Origin of the sequence: Pseudomonas sp. HD6422, from assembly GCF_025377065.1 — a bacterium.
GTDB classification, from domain to species: domain Bacteria; phylum Pseudomonadota; class Gammaproteobacteria; order Pseudomonadales; family Pseudomonadaceae; genus Aquipseudomonas; species Aquipseudomonas putida_U.
The window spans coordinates 15,561-34,555 of sequence record NZ_JAHWIW010000004.1 but is presented as its reverse complement, the minus strand read 5'-3'; the positions used below and the strand labels follow the sequence as shown (position 1 = coordinate 34,555).

Here is an 18,995-nt window from a genome sequence, read left to right as displayed (position 1 = left end):
CTGCAAATGTGATGATCAGTTGGCAGAAATATGACGGAAGACAAAATCCTGTGTGCGGACATTGCCTAGTACCTGGGTCAGGGCTCAGGGCCGCAAGGCGACCCTGGGCGATGTTGCTCAATCGGCCTTGCCTTGAATGGACGAATGCCACTGCTCGTTTCGGTTGTGCCCACTGGTGCGTAACAGCCCCAGGTCCAGCGCGTTCTCACCGTCTGCAGCGCCCTTGTTCTTGGCGATATCGGCGATGGCGGTACCCAAGTCGACCGGCGAGTTGGAGGCGTCGACCGATACGTCACGGCGCAGGTCCGTGCCGCTTAGGGTTTGCTGGGTCACCGTGGCTGCCTTGAGCGCCACGTCGCCCTTGGCCGACTGTATCCGAGCGCCTTCCAGGTGAGCGGCGCCGCCCACCTTCAGATCGACACCATCGCGGCCTTGCAGGGTCGTCTGCCGGGCTACCGTGTCACGCTGTTGCTTGGACAGTTCGAGCTTGAAGGTGGGGGAGAAGCCAGGCTCGGCTTTGCTCAATGTCGAGCGAGTCTTGTCGCTCACCTTGCCTTGCAGGGGACCCGCCAGAGCGGTGGCTGCGTTGGTGTAGCCTTGGGGGTTCCTCTCTTGGCTCAGGCGAGCGTCAACCTTGAGGTTCAGGCTGTCGACACTGTCTTTGCGGCTGGCCACGTGCAAATCGCCGCCGATGTTGCCGCTGATCTGCCCGGCCTCCAGGCTGACGCCTTGCACACGCGTGTCGCCCAGGCTTTGGATGTCGATACGCTCGGCGCGCAGGGTGTCGGCGTTCCAGGTGTGGTTGTCGCGCTGGTCGAGATTGACCTGAACACGGCCGTGCAGGCCACGGGTGTCGGTTGTGCCTTGGGTTTTGAGGAAACCGGCCCCGGCGGTGATGTCGAGATTGTTGCGCCGCTCCAGATTGGACGATGCCTCGACCAGCATGCCGCCGTTGCGGGCGAGCAGTTCGATTTGTCCGGCCGAGGCCTGCAAGCCTTGCAGACGCAGTGCGACTTCCTCACGGGCACGGCTTTCCAGGGCCAGTCGACCGGCGCTGGCGAACTGGGCATCGAGTGCCTGGCGGGCGCTTTCGTTCTGCTTGCCATGGGAGAAGTGTCCGCCGAGCGCGCCGCCCTGGGTAGCACCCTTTTTGATGCCGACCTCCAGGCCTCCACCGAGGGTGCTGCCGGTGGCTTCCTGGGTATCGCTGGCGGCCTTGACGGTCAACAGGCCTTCGCTCTGCAACTGCAAGTCGGCTACCTTGGCCTCGCGCTTGCCGATGCGGGTCCCTTCGAGCAGCAGGTCGCCGCCGCTACTCAAGTGGACCTTACCCTTGGCGTCGAGTTGTGCCACTTGGGCCTTGGACTGACTGGCCTGCTGCGTGGAGTGGTCGAGGTAGCCACGGGCATCGAAACCGGTGGTTCCTGGCCGGTTGCCGCCCTTGGCCCAGGCATTTCCGTCGAGTCCGCTGGACGTCTGTCGCGTCAGGTCGCTGGCCTGCAGCAAGGAGAGGTCGCCCGCGCTGTGCATGATCACATCGCCCTCGCCGCCATCGATGCGCGTGCCCTCATAACGCCCGTCGCTGCCTAGCTGCACCTGGATTCCGGCTTGGCCCATCAGGCTACCGGGTACAGCGGTGCTGGTGGTCTCCTGCTTGTTCAGCGAGCCGCCTTTGCCGGCGATGCGGCCATTGATGTCGCTGCCGGTGCTGGTGTCGCCGCGCAGGTCACCGCCAAAGGCCAGACGCTGTATTTCATGCGCCTTGGTGTTGGCAGCGGCGCGCATATGGTGCTGCTGTGCGTCGATCTGCAGTTTGCCGGCGTCGGCGCGCCAGGTGGTGCCTTCATCGTCGATACGCGTTGCCTTGACCGTTACTTCTGCCCCGGACAGCTCGCTGACCTGGGCGAAGCCGCGCCGCTGGTTTTCCAGGCGTTTGAGATGGTCGACGGTCATATCGGCGCCGGCGCTGGGCGCGACCATGGCATCCTCGGGTGAAGCTTGCTGGAAGCGTGCAGCTTCCTCACCCTGGACCAGGCGTTCGATCGGCCGGGTGAGGTCTCGGTATTCGACGCTGACGCCAAGGCTGCCAGCCCAGTTGTCTTGGCTCTCCTGTCGTTCGTGGATATCTTCGACGGCACGGTTGTCGATGTGCTCGGCGACCACTTCGAGGGCCTTACCGGCTTTGACTCGCGCTGCTTCGTTGACCAACTCGTCAGCCGCGATGCGCAGGTTGCCGCTGGCCAGCAGCTCGCTGCGCTGCGCGGTGCTGTCTCGTTCGATGGTGCTGTCGCGATGGTGGTGGCCCTCGAGCAGCGAGCCAAACCGGTCGATACCGCCGGTCAGGCCCATGCTGCCACCGCTGCGCGTCTGCTCAGTGGTCGATTCCGTTTCGTTGCGTCTGGCGCCGAGGGTCACCTGCTTGGCTTGCACGTCGAGGTCTCCCGCCGAGGCCTCTACCCTGGCGCCATTGACTTGCAGGTGCGTGTCGCTGCTCAGCGTTACCGACGCCCCTTTCAGCTGGCTACCCACCTGGCTGACCTGGCGTTGCGAACCGGTGCGGGTGGTCACGTCATAGCCGACGCTTGCCGTGTACTGACGGGATCCAGGCTTACCGTCCTGAGCCTCCTGAGTCTGTCCGACGCTGGCGCTGAAGCCGCGTCGCTGATTGCGGGTTTCGCGTTCATCGATCGCTTGCGCGGCATCGATCAGGACATCGCCCTTGGCCTCCACCTGCAAGTGGCCAGCGGCTTCGACCTTGGCACCCTGGATGCGCAGTTCCTCGGCGCTGGCCAGGCGCAGGTTGGTGCTGGAGCCGACGTCACTGCGCAGCACCTGTTGGCTGCGCGTGGTGCTTTCTTCGCTGTTGCCGAACAGGCCGAACAGCTTGCTGTCGCGCTGGTGATCGGTAGTGGTCAGATTGCCGTGGTCGGCTTCGATCACCAGTGCACCTTTGCTGCCGTACAGCAGTGCGTCCTGCTTGCCATGCACGCGACTGCCTTTGATATCGACCTGTTCGGCGCTGACCTGCAACTTGCCGTCGGCGCTGACGCTGCTTCCGGTCACGGCATGGCCCTGGGTATCGTTGCCCTTGCGGTCGGCGAAGAAGGCTCCTGACACCAGGTCGCCACGGTAGTCGCGGCGGGTGCCATGTTGTTGTAACGCGGTGGTGCCGACCTCGATCTTTTTCGCGGTGATGTCGAGGTCGCCGCGACTGTGCAACTGACTGCCCTCGAGCTTGATCCGGTTCTTGGCGTTGACGGTCATATGCTGGCCTTCGAGCGTGCTGGCGCGCGCGGTTTCACGATACTGCTCGGTGTCTTCGTCGCCACGCCAGAGGTGCTTGCGATGGCGTATCTGTTCTTCGATGCGTTGGCTGTCGATGCCGGCGACGACGTCGAGATCGCCCCCGCTATCCACGGCAAGCTCGCCACCGGCGCGGATATCGGCAGCGGCCAGGCGCATGTCGGCGCCGGACTCCAAGCGTATGCCTTCGCTTGCCTTCAATTCGGTGCCGCGCTGGTGGCGGTCGGTGGTGGTGCGCTTGCGCTCGTAGGTTTCGTGGGTGACGAACAGGAATTTCTTGTTCCAGCGCTTCTGGTCCTTGGCGATGCTTTCTGCGGTTTGCGCGTCGAGGCTGAGTTTCTTGCCGGCCTTGATCTCGATTCGATCGGCATGGCCTTTGGCGGCGCGCATGTCGACGTCGCCGGCGGCGCTGAGGTTCAGATTGCCGTGCTCGGTACGCAGTTCGCTCGGGACATCGGCCTGGCCGCTGACTTCAAGTGCGCCGGCCGAATGAATGGCGATACCTTGATCAGCCCAGACCTTCACCGGGCCTACACGCACGCCTGCACCCTCGGCCGTGCTGACCACCCGGATGCGTCCGGCGCGCATTGCGCCGAACAGACTGGCGTCGATGCTGGAGGGTGTGCCTGGCAGATGCTGGAGCACTTCACCGGTGGGGTAGTCGATGCGGTTGCGGCCCAAGGTGAGGTTGAGGTCGCTCTTGGCCTGGAGCAGGCCAGTGCTGTCGATACGTGGGGCGATCAGGTCCAGGGCGCCTTCGGGATTGTGCCCGCCGGCGCCGGTCACCTTCAGGCTGCCATGGGCTTCGAGCGTACTGAGGTGCTTGAGTTGTGCCTCCTGCAGTTCTGGGCTGCCGACCAGCAGTCCAGCTCGGGTGGTGTTGATGAAGCTACCGCCGTTGAGGGTGATGCCATTGGGATTGGCCAGGATGTAGTCGGCGCGGCGCCCGAAGATCTCCTGCGGGCCTTCGATCAAGGAAGCATTGCGGCTGATCACCTCGTTGAGGATGGTCGACGCCGCCTGGCCCTGGAACTGCGGGTTGGCCTGCAGTGCCCCGGCCAGTTGGGACTGGCCGGCCTGGGTAGCGTTGTTGAGCACCACGCCAGGCTTGCCGACGTTGTAGTCGAGGAATTGGTTGTGCGAGAGGCCGTTGGCGTTCGGTGCGACGATGTCGATGACCGGTACGCCGTGGCCATTGCCGATCAATGGCGTCCCGGCAGGTCCTCGTGCCGGGGTCAGTGCTGGTTCAGCCAGGGCTGGCGCCGATGCCAGCAGGGCGAGGGAAATGGTCCAGCGCAAGGTGTCGGGGCGCAAGGGCGTGCGTTGCGAGATTGTGTGCATTTCTCGTTCTCTTTGTTGTTGGAAATCAAATGTTCAGAGACCACTCCAGTACCCAGAAGCCTGATTCCAGGCCCGAGCGAGGCTTGTCGCTGGCATGCAGCGCGCGTTGGTAATCCAGGCGCAGGCGGCTGCTGGACAGGCTCAGCTCCACGCCACTGGCGGCGCCGGCCAGGTGTTGGCTATTGCTGCTCTGGAGCAGGCGCGTCCAGCCCAGGTCCAGGCCGATGTATGGCCGTATCTGCAGCGGCTGGGTCAGAGGCAGCGTCAGGGCGTGGCTGAAGGTGTTGCGCCAGACCGCACCACTGGCACCGCCATAACTGCTCAGGCGAAACCCGCGTACGGTGGAGTCGTCACTGGCCACCAACTGCTCCGCGGCAGGCAATGAGTCGCGGCTGTACTGTAGGTTCAGTTCGCTCTGCCAACGCCAAGGCCGGTTCGCCGGGCCCTGGCGCAGGTGCAGCAGGGTGCCGCGGTACTTGAGAAAATCCGGGCGCGGGGCGTCCTGGTTCAGGGCAGAGCGGTCGGCGCCGAGCCAGTCCACACCACGGGCTACGCCGAGAAAGCCGTGCCAAAGACCGTCGTCGAGCCACAGCAAGTTGATACCTGCTTCCAAGCTGGTGAGCGTGGGGCTTTGCAGGGCGATTTCGGTCTTGCCGGTGCGGTTGAGCAGTCGTTTGCGGTCGAGTCGGGCGCTGGCGCTGAGCATGCCTTGCTGGTTGCGCCAGAGCAGTCGTTCGGCACTCACCCCCTGGTAGCTGCTGCTGCCGCTACTGATCCGAGCGCTTTGCGGGATCGGCGCTGAATAGCTCGACTGGGTGGCGTTGATGGCGAAGGTCCAGAAGCCGTAGGGAAGGCTGTAATACACGGACAGCCCCTGACTGCGTCCTGGGGCATCGAGCACGGTCGAAGACAGGGACACGCGTAGGTCGTCGTTCAAGCCCAGGGGGCTGTCCAGGCCAAGGCCCAGGTTCAGGCGATGGCGGCCGGTCAGATCACTGCCGCGGTTATCGAAGCGGCTGTCGAGGTGCCAGCGTCGCGCTACCTGCTGACCTTTGACCTGCACGTGGGTGGCACCGGGTCGCGTGCCGGGCAGCAGATCGGCTGACAGCTCGAATGCACGCAGGCGGTTGAGTTGGTCCAGACCCTGCTCGAGGGCTGGCAGGTACAAGGGTTGCCCGAGCAGGTCGGGAAAGGCACCCTGCAGCCACAACGGCAGCTCGGTACCGAGTTCGATCGACTCGACGAAACCCTCGACCAGGAGGATATCGAGCGGTTGGCCATCCTGCGGAGGTTGACTCAGGTAAGGGCGGCTGGCGGGGTAGCCGGCCTGCACGTAGACCTGGGTGATGGCCCTGAGCAACTGGTTGATGTCGTCGATGCCCATGCACGGGGGGAGTTGGGCGCGCACGGCCGCTTCGAGGGCCTGTGCCGAAAGTTGCTGGTGGCCGGCCAGGCGGACCCCGGTGATTGCCCAGCAGCGGTTGGTTTCGGCGGGCGGTACGGGCGGCGGGTCGAGGTCCGGATGGGCAGGCGCCCGCTGCCAGCGTTGCAGGCGCAACTGCTGCTCGAGCTGTTGTTGGCTGTGTTGCTGGTCGCGCAGGTGGCGACTGGCGGGGTCGTCGGCCCATGCCCATGGCAGGGACGAAGCGGCGGTCAGGCAGCAGGCAAGTAGCCTGCCGGCATATCGAGAGAATCGGGACGGCATGAACTACCCCGCAAATGGCGTACGGTTCGCGTACTCGTTTGCAGGGATGCTAAGAATTCAGTCCATCGTTTGGATGCAGTACCTCGCCTTGGATAATCGTAGGGGGGAGGACAGTTTTAAGTAGGAAGCTGCCTACAAGCTCAGTTCCAAGCCTTCAGGGACGAATCTCGATCAGCGTTCCATCACGTACCAGGTCCCAGACCTCGCGCATGTCGGAATTGCGCATGGCGATGCAGCCGTCGGTCCAGTCCAGCGTGTGGAAGTACCATTCCGGGTACTCGTCGTTGATCGGCGTGCCGTGAATCATGATCATGCTGCCGGCACTCACGCCCTCGCGGGTCGCCTGGGCGGCGTCACGAATGTTCGGGTAGGTGATGTGCATGGCCAGGTTGAAGCGGTCGCTTTGTTTGCGCCAGTCCAGCCAGTACAGCCCCTCGGGCGTTTTCTTGTCGCCTTCGCGCTGCTTGGGCCCCTTGGGTTGCTTGCCCAGGGAGATGCGGTAGGTCTTCAGCGGCTCGCCGCGGCTGAGCAACTGCAGACGGCGCTCGGACTTGATCACCAGCACTTTGTCGATCAGCGGTTGCATGGCCGTCTGGGACTGCGAGGGGGCTGCCACGGGCGGTTGCGGCTTGCGGATGATGGTCTCGGTGAAAGCCGCCTGGGACACCGAGGTAACGCAAAGGCAGAAGAAGGCGAACAACCAACGCATGAAACGGTATCCCTGGGATGCTAGGAAGTGGGCGAGACGTTCATCGGCGGCAGGTACTCATGACCAATGGGGTAGTGCTGCTCGATGCGATCGCGATAATAGCATTCTAGTGTGCGTGCGACGGTGCGGAAAGCCAGCTCGTCCCATGGCACCTGGTGTTCCTCGAACAATCGCACCTCCAGGCTTTCGACGCCGACGTCGAAATTCAGGTCGGCCAGTTCGGCGCGAAAGAACACATGTACCTGATTGATGTGCGGCAGGTCGAACAGTTGGTACAAGCTCATGGTACCGACCTGGGCGCAGGCTTCCTCGACGGTTTCGCGACGGGCGGCCTGGTCGAGGGTCTCGCCGTTCTCCATGAACCCGGCCGGCAACGTCCAGAAGCCGCGGCGGGGCTCGATGGCACGGCGACACAGCAAGACCTGGCTACCCCAGGTGGGCAGCACGCCAGCGACGATGTTGGGGTTCTGGTAGTGGATGGTGTGACAGAACTGGCAGACATAGCGCAGGCGGCTGTCGCCTTCGGGGATCTGCTGGATGACCGGTTGGCCGCACGCGCTGCAGAATTTCATGCTTGGGGTTCCTTGTGCTTGCCTTATCTTGGCGCGCCCGACGGGGCGGGGGCAAGCGCAGGCGGCATGCGCGCGGGACTTGGGTGTGTCGCGGCTTTTGGTGCATCATGCAAGGCAGGCCTTGGAAACGAGAGTGCGCAATGCTGGACGAGCTTCTTCGCCGAATGAGCAACCATGTACCCACGTCGCTGGAAACCGACCGACGGTTTCCCGAAGCGGCGGTACTTTTGCCCATCACGCGCAGTGAAGCGCCCGAGCTGGTTCTCACCCTGCGTGCCAAGGGTTTGTCCACCCACGGCGGCGAGGTCGCCTTTCCCGGTGGTCGCCGCGACCCCGAAGACCCCGATCTGGTGTTCACCGCGCTGCGCGAGGCAGAGGAAGAGATCGGACTGCCGCCTGGTCTGGTGGAGGTGATCGGCCCGCTCAGTCCGTTGATTTCGCTGCACGGCCTGAAGGTGACGCCATTCGTCGGACTGATCCCGGACTACGTCGAATACCGTGCAAACGATGCCGAAATCGCGGCAGTATTCAACGTGCCGCTGGAATTCTTCCGCCAGGATCCGCGGGACCATACCCACCGTATCGATTACCAGGGGCGCAGTTGGTATGTGCCGAGCTACCGTTTCGGTGAGTACAAGATCTGGGGACTGTCGGCGATCATGATCGTCGAGTTGGTCAACCTGTGGTTCGACGCTGGCATCAGCCTGCACGAGCCGCCGGCGCAGTATGTCGAAATCTGAACACCCAACCTGAGCGGGGCCCACCCTGCCTTTGTCATTAGCTGCCGATGAGTCAAGGAATTCCCATGAAATATCGCCTGGGCGACCTGCGCGTCGAAACCCATCCCACCAGTTGGGCCGCGCCCACCGCCACCCTGATCGGCAAGGTGCGTCTGCAGGCCCATGCCAGTGTGTGGTTCGGCGCGGTGCTGCGTGGCGATAACGAACTGATCGACATCGGCGAGGGCAGCAACGTCCAGGACGGCACCGTGATGCATACCGACATGGGTTCGCCGTTGACTTTGGGCAAGGGCGTGACCGTCGGCCACAATGCCATGCTGCATGGCTGCAGTGTCGGCGACTACAGCCTGATCGGCATCAATGCCGTCATTCTCAACGGTGCGCGCATCGGCAAGCACTGCATCATCGGCGCCAATGCCTTGATCGCCGAGGGCAAGGAAATCCCCGATGGCTCGTTGGTGATGGGGTCGCCTGGCAAGGTGGTGCGCGAGTTGACCGAGCAGCAGAAGCGCATGCTCGAGGCCAGCGCCGCGCACTATGTGCACAACGCCGAACGCTATGCGCGCGAACTGGTGGCCGACGATGAGTGAGGTGCAACGGCCCGTGGCGTCCCCGTGCGTGAGCATCTGCGCGTTGGACGAGCAAGACATCTGCACCGGATGTCAGCGTACCGTGGCCGAGATCGGCCGCTGGGGGCGCATGGACAACGACGAGCGTCGTGCGGTGTTGAAGCGTTGCCATGAGCGGGCGGTGGCGGCGGGTCTGATCATGGGGGCGTGACCCTGCGTCGGCCTCTTGGCCAGGAGCGGGTTTACCCGCGACCGAGCCAGCGGTAATCTGTCTGGCTTGCCAACAGACTGCAGTCCCATGTTCTATCTCATCGCCTATATCAGCAGCGTAGTGCTGATCAACTACGCCTTTTCCAGTGCCCCGCACCTGGACGTGATCTGGTCCGCCTGGGGCGGCCTGGTGTTCATCCTGCGCGATATGGTGCAGACCCGTTTCGGCCATGGCGCGCTGGTTGCCATGCTGCTGGCCTTGGTGCTGTCCTATGTCACCTCGGAGCCGGCCATCGCCCTGGCCAGTGCCACCGCGTTCTTCGTTTCCGAGCTGATCGACTGGCTGGTGTTCAGCATCACCCGCCGTCCGCTGCGCGATCGCCTGTGGTTGAGCTCGGCGCTGAGCATTCCGGTCGATACATTGATCTTCTTCGGCATGATCGGCGCCCTGACCCCGGTGGTGATCGGCACCGCGCTGGCCTCGAAGTTCGCGGGTGTCACCGCCGTCTGGCTGGCCATGGCATTTCGTGCCCGACGCGCCGCCGTGGCGGGCTGATGGTGTAGAATACTGGTCCTTTTTCAGTGGGTCGCGCCTACGCCTGACGCGGCCCCGGACGCCTTCGAGGACCTGAAATGACCCGTATCGGAACCCCATTGTCGCCTACCGCGACCCGTGTACTGCTCTGCGGCTGTGGCGAGCTGGGCAAGGAAGTGGTGATCGAGCTGCAGCGCCTGGGCGTCGAAGTGATCGCCGTGGACCGCTACGCCAATGCTCCGGCGATGCAAGTCGCCCATCGCAGCCACGTGGTCAACATGCTCGACGGCGTTGCCCTGCGTGCGGTGATCGAGGCCGAGAAGCCGCACTACATCGTGCCTGAGATCGAAGCCATCGCCACCGCCACCCTGGTCGAGTTGGAAAGCGAAGGTTTCACCGTGGTGCCGACCGCCCGTGCCACTCAGCTGACCATGAACCGCGAGGGCATCCGTCGCCTGGCCGCTGAAGAGCTGGACCTGCCGACCTCGCCCTACCACTTCGCCGACACCTTCGAGGACTACGCCAAGGCCGTCGCCGACCTCGGCTACCCGTGCGTGGTCAAGCCGGTGATGAGCTCATCTGGCAAGGGCCAGAGCCTGCTGCGCAGCGACGCCGACCTGCAGCAGGCCTGGGATTACGCCCAGGAAGGCGGCCGTGCCGGCAAGGGCCGGGTGATCATCGAAGGCTTCATCGATTTCGACTACGAAATCACCCTGCTGACCGTGCGCCATGTTGGCGGCACTACCTTCCTCGAACCGGTCGGCCATCGCCAGGAGAAGGGCGACTACCAGGAGTCCTGGCAGCCCCAGGCCATGAGCGCCAAGGCCCTGGCCGAGTCGCAGCGGGTGGCCAAGGCGGTGACCGATGCACTGGGCGGTCGTGGCCTGTTCGGCGTGGAACTGTTCGTCAAAGGTGATCAGGTCTGGTTCAGTGAAGTCTCGCCGCGTCCCCATGACACGGGGCTGGTGACCTTGATTTCCCAGGACCTGTCGCAGTTCGCCCTGCACGCCCGCGCCATTCTCGGTCTGCCGATCCCTGTGGTGCGCCAGTTCGGCCCGTCGGCTTCGGCGGTGATCCTGCCCGAGGGGCAGTCGCAGCAGACCAGCTTCGCCAACCTCGGCGCCGCCCTGAGCGAGCCGGACACCGCGATTCGCCTGTTCGGCAAGCCGGAAATCAACGGCACCCGCCGCATGGGGGTATGCCTGGCGCGTGACGAGTCGATCGAAGCTGCGCGGGCCAAGGCGACCCGTGCTTCGCAGGCGGTCAAGGTCGAGTTCTGATGCAAGCGGGGCCGCTCTGCGGCCCATTCGCGGGACAAGCCCGCTCCCACAGGATAACTACCGCCCTCAAGTCCAGCGCTGTACCTGTGGTAGCGGGCTTGTCCCGCAAATGGGCTGCAAAGCAGCCCCAATCACTCAAAGCTCGGTATCACGGGTTTCCTTCAGGCACAGCACGGCAATCAGGCTGATCACTGCTGCCGCCGACACATAGCCGCCTACCCAGCTCAAGCCGCCCATGCTCACCAGCTTCTGGGCGAAGAACGGTGCCGCCGAGGCGCCGACGATGCCGCCCAGGTTGTACGCTGCCGAAGCGCCGGTGTAGCGCACGTGGGTCGGAAACAGCTCTGGCAGCAGGGCGCCCATCGGTGCGAAGGTCACACCCATCAGGAACAGCTCGATACTCAGGAACAGGGTCACACCCAGGGTCGATCCCGAGGTCAGCAGCGGTTCCATGGTGAAGCCCGAGGCCACCGCCAGCAGGCCGCCGACGATCAGTACCGGCTTGCGGCCGTAGCGGTCGCTGAGCCAGGCCGAGAGCGGTGTGGCCAAGGCCATGAACACTACGGCGAAACACAGCATGCCGAGGAATGATTCACGGCTGTAACCCAGCGTCGATACGCCGTAGCTCAGCGAGAACACGGTAGAGATATAGAACAGGGCGTAACACACCACCATGGCCGCAGCGCCCAGCAGGGTAGGCAGCCAGTACTTGGCGAAGAGGTCGACCACCGGCATCTTCACCCGCTCGTGACGTGCCACTGCCTTGGCGAACACCGGGCTTTCCTCCAGCTTCAGGCGCACGTACAGGCCGACCAGTACCAGGGCGGCGCTGAGCAGGAAGGGTACACGCCAGCCCCAGTCACGGAACTGCTCGTCGCTGAGTACCAGGGCCAGCGTCAGGAACAGGCCGTTGGCCGCCAGAAAACCGATCGAAGGGCCCAGTTGCGGGAACATGCCGAACCAGGCGCGCTTGCCTTCCGGCGCGTTCTCGGTGGCCAGCAGTGCCGCGCCACCCCATTCGCCCCCCAGCCCCAGACCTTGGCCGAAGCGCAGCAGGCAGAGCAGGACCGGCGCCCAGACGCCGATGCTGTCATAACCTGGGAGCACGCCGATCAGTGTGGTCGAAACACCCATCAGCAGCAGCGAGGCCACCAGGGTGGATTTGCGCCCGATGCGGTCGCCGAAGTGGCCGAACAATGCCGAGCCCAGCGGCCTGGCGAGGAAGGCGATGCCGAAGGTGATGAACGCTGCGAGCATCTGCGCGGTGCCCGACCCGGACGGAAAGAACACCGGGCCGATCACCAGGGCTGCCGCGGTGGCGTACACGTAGAAGTCGTAGAACTCGATGGCGGTGCCGATGAAACTGGCGGTGGCCACCCGGGCGGGTGAGTTGGCCGGCGCGGCAGGCGCTTGGGCGTAGGTGCTGCTGGTTGTCATCTGGTAGGTCCCTAACAGTCTGGTGCGGCTCCTGGGCGTGATCCGCGCCGGCCAGGCAGGCACGGTTTGGCGGACGCCGGAGCGTATTGTTCTTTTGCGTTCCTACTGACGAGAACCCTGGAGGGATAGCGGTGGGTACGGGTACTGTTCGGGGTGGTGAAGCAGGACCGCGTGTCAGTGGAGCGGACTGGCCGTCTGACGCCGGGTGCGGGTAGCGGGCGCGGCGGCGGGGCTGGGTAAGCGTGACCGGAGTATAGCTATCGGGTCACGGTCCACACTAGTACCTTGCTGGCGCAATTGTCCTCGGTTTCGAGAATTTCCAGGCGGTAGCGGCCGATTTTCAGGCAAACGGCGCTTTCCGGAATGCTTTCCAGGGCTTCGGTGACCAGGCCGTTGAGGGTTTTCGGGCCGCCGTCGCAGGGTAGGTGCCAGCCGAGAGTGCGGTTGATTTCGCGAAGCGACGCGGCGCCGTCGATGACGAAGGTGCCGTCGGGCTGGGGGTGTACATGGGGGTTGTCGAGGCTCTGCTCGTCCTCGAACTCGCCGACGATCTCCTCGAGGATGTCTTCCAGGGTGACGATCCCCAATACCTCGCCGTACTCGTCGACCACCACGCCCAGCCGGCGCTGCTGCTTGTGGAAGTTCAACAGTTGCATCTGCAGGGGCGTGCTTTCCGGTACGAAGTAAGGTTCGTAGCAGGCGCCTTGCAGGGCTTCGAAGGTCAATTCGGCCTTGGGCAGCAAATGGCTGATCAGCTTGGTGTTGAGGATCGCCTCGACCTGGTTGATATCGCTGTGATAGACCGGCAGCCGTGTGTGGCGGCTGACGATCAGCTGTTCGATGATGTGCTCGATCGGATCGTCCAGGTTGATGCCGTCGACTTCGTTGCGTGGCACCAGGATGTCGTTGACGGTGATCTTGTCCAGCGATTGCATGCCGTCGAGCAGGCCTGGATGGGTCGTTTCGCCGCTGTCGTCATCATCGAAGAGCTCGTCCTGCTCCGGATGCAAGGCCACTGCGGTGGGCTGCGCGCGGAGCGGCCGCAAGATCAGCTTGGCGCAGGCATCGAGCAGGCAAGCCAATGGTTGCAGCAGCGCCAACGGCCATTTCAGGCCGGCCCCGAGGGCCAGAAGCGCCTGGGGGGCACGACGGGCCAGGCGCCGCGGCAGAAACTCGGCGAATACCAGCAGCGCCAGGCTCGCGCCCAGGCCAGCCAGCCAGAAGCCGTGTTCGCCCTGATAGCGCTGGCCCATCAGACAGGCCAATCCCAGTACCAGCAACTTGCCCAGGCCGGCTGACAGCGTCAGTGCCTGGGTCGGCAGTTTCGCGTGGTCCTGGTCATTGTTGCGCGAGTGGCCATTGGTCTGTTGACGGGCGACGTCCACCGCGGTGAACAGCGCCGACCAGATCAAGGCCAGGGCCAGAATGCCGAGAAGCGGTGCGTACGGCAGCGTGTCCATGGCTTGTCAGATATGCAGGATGAATTCGCGAACCAGCTTGCTGCCGAAGTAGGCCAGCATCAGCAGGCAGAAACCGGCCAGGGTCCAGCGGATCGCCTTGTGCCCGCGCCAGCCGAGGCGGGTGCGGCCCCACAGCAGTACGCTGAAGACGATCCAGGCCACGCACGCCAGCAGGGTTTTGTGCACCAGGTGCTGGGCGAACAGGTTCTCCAGGAACAGCCAGCCGGAAATCAGTGACAGCGACAGCAGGCACCAGCCGGCCCAGAGGAAGCCGAACAACAGGCTTTCCATGGTTTGCAGCGGCGGGAAGTTGCGAATCAGGCCCGACGGGTGCTTGTTCTTCAACTGGTGGTCCTGCAGCAGCAGGAGTAGCGACTGGAACACGGCAATGGTGAACAGCCCGTAGGCCAGGATCGACAGCAGGATGTGCGCGAGGATACCCGGCTCTTCGTCGATCAGCGGCACGGTACCGGGTGGGGCAAACTGAGCCAGCAGCGCGGTGATGGCGCCGAGGGGAAACAGCAGCACCAGGAGGTTTTCCACCGGTATGCGCAGGCAGGCCAGCAGCGTCAGGGAGATGACCGCCACGGCGATCAGGCTGGCGGCGCTGAAGAAATCCAGGCTCAGACCCAGCGGCGTGATCAGCTGGAAGTACAGTGCACCGCTCTGGGCGACCACGGCGAGGACGCCGAGCAGGCCGAGCAGCCGTGTGTCGGCTTTGCGGCTCTGGGCCAGGTAGGCGCCCTGATAGATGGCCGCAGCTATATAAAGGCCGGCGGCGATCAAGTTGGGGATGAGGCTGGGTGAGGAGACCATAAGTCCTGGAAAGCGAGCCTTAAAGGGACGGAGTTTGGCATAGTGAGCTGCAAGCTGGAAGCCGCAAGCTGCAAGCGAAGGCTGATCCGCGTGATGGCTGCTTTTTCTTGTGGCTTGAAGCTCGAAGCTTGCCGCTCGGAAGCCAAGGTGTCCGCCGCCGCCGCTCTTCGCTATAATCGCCGCCTTGCTGTGCCCCGCGCTTGCGCGTGACCACCAGGGCACCTGACAACTCCCGGCTTTTCTGGGCCTGAAAGGATCACCATGTTCGAAAACCTGACCGACCGCCTGTCACAGACGCTGCGCCATGTCACCGGCAAGGCCAAGCTGACCGAAGACAACATCAAGGACACGCTGCGCGAAGTGCGCATGGCCCTGCTCGAAGCCGACGTGGCGCTGCCGGTGGTCAAGGATTTCGTCAACAGCGTCAAGGAGCGTGCGGTCGGCACCGAGGTCTCGCGCAGCCTGACGCCGGGCCAGGCATTCGTGAAGATCGTCCAGGCCGAGCTGGAAAGCCTCATGGGCGCGGCCAACGAAGACCTCGCGCTCAATGCCGCACCACCCGCCGTGGTGCTGATGGCCGGCCTGCAGGGCGCCGGTAAGACCACCACCGCCGGCAAGCTCGCGCGCTTCCTCAAGGAGCGCAAGAAGAAGAGCGTCATGGTGGTGTCGGCTGACGTCTATCGCCCAGCCGCGATCAAACAGCTGGAAACCCTGGCCAACGATATCGGTGTGACCTTCTTCCCGTCCGATATCAGCCAGAAGCCGGTGGCCATCGCCGAGGCGGCCATCCGTGAGGCCAAGCTGAAGTTCATCGACGTGGTCATCGTCGACACCGCCGGTCGTCTGCACATCGATGCCGACATGATGGACGAGATCAAGGCGTTGCATGCTGCGGTCAAGCCGATCGAGACCCTGTTCGTGGTCGATGCCATGACCGGTCAGGATGCCGCCAACACCGCCAAGGCGTTCGGCGAAGCCCTGCCGCTGACCGGCGTGGTGCTGACCAAGGTCGACGGCGACGCCCGTGGCGGTGCCGCATTGTCGGTGCGCGCCATCACCGGCAAGCCGATCAAGTTCATCGGTATGGGTGAGAAGACCGAGGCCCTCGAGCCGTTCCACCCCGACCGCGTCGCCTCGCGCATCCTCGGCATGGGCGATGTGCTCAGCCTGATCGAGCAGGCCGAGCAGACCATCGACAAGGCCAAGGCCGACAAACTGGCCAAGAAGCTCAAGAAGGGCAAGGGCTTCGACCTCGAAGACTTCCGCGACCAGTTGCAACAAATGAAGAACATGGGTGGTCTGGGCGGCTTGATGGACAAGCTGCCGAGCATCGGTGGGGTCAACCTGTCGCAGATGGGCAACGCCCAGGGCGCTGCCGAAAAACAGTTCAAGCAGATGGAAGCGATCATCAACTCGATGACCCCGGCCGAGCGCCGCGATCCCGACCTGATCAGCGGTTCGCGCAAACGCCGGATCGCGCTGGGTTCCGGCACCCAGGTGCAGGACATCGGTCGCCTGATCAAGCAGCACAAGCAGATGCAGAAAATGATGAAGAAGTTTTCTGCCAAAGGCGGCATGGCCAAGATGATGCGCGGCCTGGGCGGAATGCTGCCGGGCGGCGGCATGCCGAAGATGTGACCCGATTTCGGGCGCCGGCCTTTACCGGCGGGCGCCTGTAACCCCGCTGCGGCGGGTTAACGGCCGCGTGATTGCGCGGCGCAACCGGCAAGACTGAACGTCAGGGTAGGGCCCTGGCGAAAAAGGCATTTGCAAATGTCCGTGTATTCCCTGAGAATATGCGGCCTTTTGGGCACCCGTGTGCCTATTTGGCATTCAGTTTTGCAGCACCGACTATAGGAACGATGTTCACATGGTAACCATTCGTCTGGCCCGTGGCGGCTCGAAAAAGCGCCCTTTCTACCACCTGACCGTGACCAACTCGCGTAACGCCCGTGACGGCCGTTTCGTTGAGCGCGTAGGTTTCTTCAACCCGATCGCTGCTGGCGCCGAAGTCAAGCTGTCGGTCAACCAGGAACGCGTCAACTACTGGCTGAGCCAGGGCGCGCAGCCGTCTGAGCGTGTTGCTCAGCTGCTGAAGGACGCTGCCAAGGCTGCCGCCTGAGCAGTATGAACGCGACGCCAGAAAAGGCTGACGACCTCATCGTCGTTGGCAAGATTTTTTCGGTTCACGGCGTTCGCGGCGAGGTGAAGGTGTATTCCTTTACCGATCCGATTGAAAACCTGTTGGATTATCCACGCTGGACGCTTCGGCACGAAGGCAAGGTAAAGCAGGTCGAGCTGGTCAACGGTCGAGGTTCCCAAAAGGGCCTGGTCGTTAAACTGAAAGGCCTCGACGATCGCGATGAAGCTCGTCTTCTGAGCGGTTACGAAATCTGCATTCCGCGGAGCCTTTTGCCCAACCTGGCCGCTGACGAGTACTACTGGTACCAGTTGGTGGGTCTGAAGGTCATCAACCAGGACGAACAGCTGTTCGGCAAGGTCGATCACCTGTTGGAGACCGGCGCGAACGATGTAATGGTGGTCAAGCCCTGCGCAGGCAGCCTGGATGATCGCGAGCGTCTGTTGCCCTATACGGAGCAATGCGTGCTGGCAGTCGACCTGGAAGCAGGCGTGATGCGGGTTGAGTGGGACGCGGACTTCTAATCGATGGGTAACCTTCGCGTAGACGTCATCACGTTGTTTCCCGAGATGTTCTCGGCCATCACGGAGTACGGCATTACCAGCCGCGCGGTGAAACAGGGGTTGCTTCAGGTGACTTGCTGGAACCCGCGGGACTACACCACAGATCGCCACCACACCGTGGATGATCGGCCGTTTGGCGGTGGTCCGGGCATGGTGATGAAGATCAAGCCTCTGGAAGATGCCTTGGTTAGCGCCAGGCAAGCGACCGGAGCTGCGGCGAAGGTGATCTACCTTTCCCCGCAAGGCCGCAAGCTGACTCAGCAAGCGGTCAAAGACCTGGCCGAACAGGAATCGTTGATCCTGATCGCCGGTCGTTATGAAGGCATCGATGAGCGCTTTATCGAGGCTCATGTCGATGAGGAGTGGTCGATTGGCGACTATGTGCTTTCCGGTGGCGAGCTGCCGGCCATGGTACTGATCGATGCGGTTACGCGGCTGCTGCCCGGAGCTTTAGGGCATGTGGACTCGGCGGAGGAAGATTCCTTCACCGACGGTCTGCTCGATTGCCCGCACTACACCCGACCTGAGGTGTATGCGGATCAGCGCGTTCCCGACGTGTTGCTAAGTGGCAACCATGCACACATCCGGCGTTGGAGGATGAAGCAGTCCCTTGGTAGGACCTTCGAACGACGCGCCGATCTTCTGGAAAGTCGCTCGCTTTCTGGAGAAGAGAAGAAGCTGCTTGAGGAATATCTCCGCGAGCGGGACGATAGTTAAACGTATCGATGGTGGATCACGTATCCATCTTAGGAGCACAGCATGACCAACAAGATCATCCAGCAGCTCGAAGCCGAGCAGATGAGCAAGGAAATCCCGACCTTCGCACCAGGCGACACCATCGTCGTCCAGGTTAAAGTGAAGGAAGGTGAGCGTTCCCGTCTGCAGGCGTTCGAAGGCGTCGTTATCGCCAAGCGTAACCGTGGTCTGAACAGCGCCTTCACCGTGCGCAAGATCTCCAGCGGCGTTGGCGTAGAGCGTACCTTCCAGACCTACAGCCCGCAGATCGACAGCCTGGCCGTGAAACGTCGTGGTGACGTGCGTAAAGCCAAGCTGTACTACCTGCGCGACCTGTCCGGCAAAGCCGCTCGCATCAAGGAAAAACTGTCCTGAGTGCAGTTTGCCCGGTGGCCGAGGCCGCCTAGCGAGAAAAAAGCAGCCTTCGGGCTGCTTTTTTGCGTTTTGAAATCCGTGAATAGGTGAGTGTCATGACCAGTCGAGACCAGGAAATCCAGCGCCGCACCGAACTATCGGTGACCCGCGTGACCAAGGCGGTGTTCCCCAACACCACCAACCACCACAACACCTTGTTCGGCGGCACCGCCCTGGCCTGGATGGACGAAGTCTCGTTCATCGCCGCCACGCGCTTCTGCCGCCTGCCGCTGGTGACCGTGTCCACCGACCGGATCGACTTCAAGCATCCGATTCCGGCGGGTTCGATCGTCGAGCTGGTGGGCAGCGTTATCAAAGTGGGCAACACCAGTTTGCAGGTGCAGGTCGATGTGTTTGTCGAGAACATGTACCTCGATGGCTGCGAGCGGGCGATCCATGGGGTGTTCAGCTTCGTCGCCATCGACGAGGACAAACGACCGGTGCCGGTGTTGCCGCAAGACTGAGG

18 protein-coding genes are annotated in these 18,995 nt (G+C 63.2%); 11 read left to right on the top strand and 7 right to left on the bottom strand.

Features of this window, described 5'->3' with window-relative positions; all coding sequences use genetic code 11:
• Positions 1-117: 117 nt before the first annotated feature.
• From KY379_RS03680 to KY379_RS03665, 4 genes are all read right to left on the bottom strand, one after another.
• On the bottom strand, positions 118-4,644 hold the full coding sequence (locus KY379_RS03680; RefSeq protein WP_261239003.1) for a hemagglutinin repeat-containing protein: 4,527 nt from the start codon (positions 4,642-4,644) through the stop codon (positions 118-120).
• Between the two features lie 25 nt (positions 4,645-4,669).
• Positions 4,670-6,349 carry a ShlB/FhaC/HecB family hemolysin secretion/activation protein gene (locus KY379_RS03675; protein ID WP_261239002.1) on the bottom strand — a complete coding sequence of 560 codons (1,680 nt, stop codon included), beginning with the start codon at positions 6,347-6,349 and terminating at the stop codon, positions 4,670-4,672.
• Between the two features lie 154 nt (positions 6,350-6,503).
• Complete coding sequence (locus tag KY379_RS03670; protein WP_261239000.1) at positions 6,504-7,058, bottom strand: murein L,D-transpeptidase family protein; 555 nt, start codon at positions 7,056-7,058, stop codon at positions 6,504-6,506.
• Positions 7,059-7,078: 20 nt separating this feature from the next.
• Positions 7,079-7,630 carry an NUDIX hydrolase gene (locus KY379_RS03665; RefSeq protein ID WP_261238999.1) on the bottom strand — a complete coding sequence of 184 codons (552 nt, stop codon included), beginning with the start codon at positions 7,628-7,630 and terminating at the stop codon, positions 7,079-7,081.
• 140 nt (positions 7,631-7,770) lie between these two features.
• Between KY379_RS03665 and KY379_RS03660 the strand changes: the two genes are divergently transcribed.
• From KY379_RS03660 to purT, 5 genes are all read left to right on the top strand, one after another.
• A complete protein-coding gene (locus KY379_RS03660; protein ID WP_133326186.1) occupies positions 7,771-8,370 on the top strand; it encodes a CoA pyrophosphatase in 600 nt (199 codons plus the stop codon).
• A gap of 65 nt (positions 8,371-8,435) precedes the next feature.
• Complete coding sequence (locus KY379_RS03655; protein ID WP_196172845.1) at positions 8,436-8,960, top strand: gamma carbonic anhydrase family protein; 525 nt, start codon at positions 8,436-8,438, stop codon at positions 8,958-8,960.
• Positions 8,953-9,150 carry a DUF1289 domain-containing protein gene (locus tag KY379_RS03650; RefSeq protein WP_261238997.1) on the top strand — a complete coding sequence of 66 codons (198 nt, stop codon included), beginning with the start codon at positions 8,953-8,955 and terminating at the stop codon, positions 9,148-9,150. The genes KY379_RS03655 and KY379_RS03650 overlap by 8 nt, the downstream gene beginning before the upstream one ends.
• A gap of 87 nt (positions 9,151-9,237) precedes the next feature.
• A complete protein-coding gene (locus KY379_RS03645; protein ID WP_133326180.1) occupies positions 9,238-9,705 on the top strand; it encodes a VUT family protein in 468 nt (155 codons plus the stop codon).
• 77 nt (positions 9,706-9,782) lie between these two features.
• On the top strand, positions 9,783-10,964 hold the full coding sequence (purT, locus tag KY379_RS03640; protein WP_133326178.1) for a formate-dependent phosphoribosylglycinamide formyltransferase: 1,182 nt from the start codon (positions 9,783-9,785) through the stop codon (positions 10,962-10,964).
• Positions 10,965-11,099: 135 nt separating this feature from the next.
• Here the strand turns inward: purT and KY379_RS03635 are convergent, their stop codons facing one another.
• From KY379_RS03635 to KY379_RS03625, 3 genes are all read right to left on the bottom strand, one after another.
• Entirely contained in the window at positions 11,100-12,401 is a 1,302-nt protein-coding gene (locus KY379_RS03635) for an MFS transporter (RefSeq protein WP_261238995.1), read from the bottom strand.
• 257 nt (positions 12,402-12,658) lie between these two features.
• Positions 12,659-13,861, bottom strand: a complete 1,203-nt coding sequence (locus KY379_RS03630; RefSeq protein WP_261238994.1) for a transporter associated domain-containing protein — start codon at positions 13,859-13,861, stop codon at positions 12,659-12,661.
• A 6-nt stretch (positions 13,862-13,867) separates the two neighbouring features.
• Positions 13,868-14,677 (bottom strand): inner membrane protein YpjD, encoded by an 810-nt coding sequence (locus KY379_RS03625; RefSeq protein ID WP_133326170.1) that lies wholly within the window; start codon positions 14,675-14,677, stop codon positions 13,868-13,870.
• Between the two features lie 261 nt (positions 14,678-14,938).
• Here KY379_RS03625 and ffh point away from each other — a divergent pair, with 261 nt between their 5' ends.
• From ffh to KY379_RS03595, 6 genes are all read left to right on the top strand, one after another.
• On the top strand, positions 14,939-16,315 hold the full coding sequence (gene ffh / locus KY379_RS03620; protein WP_133326168.1) for a signal recognition particle protein: 1,377 nt from the start codon (positions 14,939-14,941) through the stop codon (positions 16,313-16,315).
• 232 nt (positions 16,316-16,547) lie between these two features.
• On the top strand, positions 16,548-16,799 hold the full coding sequence (gene rpsP, locus KY379_RS03615; RefSeq protein WP_003259424.1) for a 30S ribosomal protein S16: 252 nt from the start codon (positions 16,548-16,550) through the stop codon (positions 16,797-16,799).
• A 5-nt stretch (positions 16,800-16,804) separates the two neighbouring features.
• A complete protein-coding gene (rimM, locus tag KY379_RS03610) occupies positions 16,805-17,341 on the top strand; it encodes a ribosome maturation factor RimM (protein WP_133326166.1) in 537 nt (178 codons plus the stop codon).
• 3 nt (positions 17,342-17,344) lie between these two features.
• Complete coding sequence (trmD, locus tag KY379_RS03605; protein ID WP_133326164.1) at positions 17,345-18,097, top strand: tRNA (guanosine(37)-N1)-methyltransferase TrmD; 753 nt, start codon at positions 17,345-17,347, stop codon at positions 18,095-18,097.
• A gap of 42 nt (positions 18,098-18,139) precedes the next feature.
• Complete coding sequence (rplS, locus tag KY379_RS03600; protein WP_008094487.1) at positions 18,140-18,490, top strand: 50S ribosomal protein L19; 351 nt, start codon at positions 18,140-18,142, stop codon at positions 18,488-18,490.
• A gap of 95 nt (positions 18,491-18,585) precedes the next feature.
• Positions 18,586-18,993 carry an acyl-CoA thioesterase gene (locus KY379_RS03595; protein WP_133326162.1) on the top strand — a complete coding sequence of 136 codons (408 nt, stop codon included), beginning with the start codon at positions 18,586-18,588 and terminating at the stop codon, positions 18,991-18,993.
• Positions 18,994-18,995: the final 2 nt, after the last annotated feature.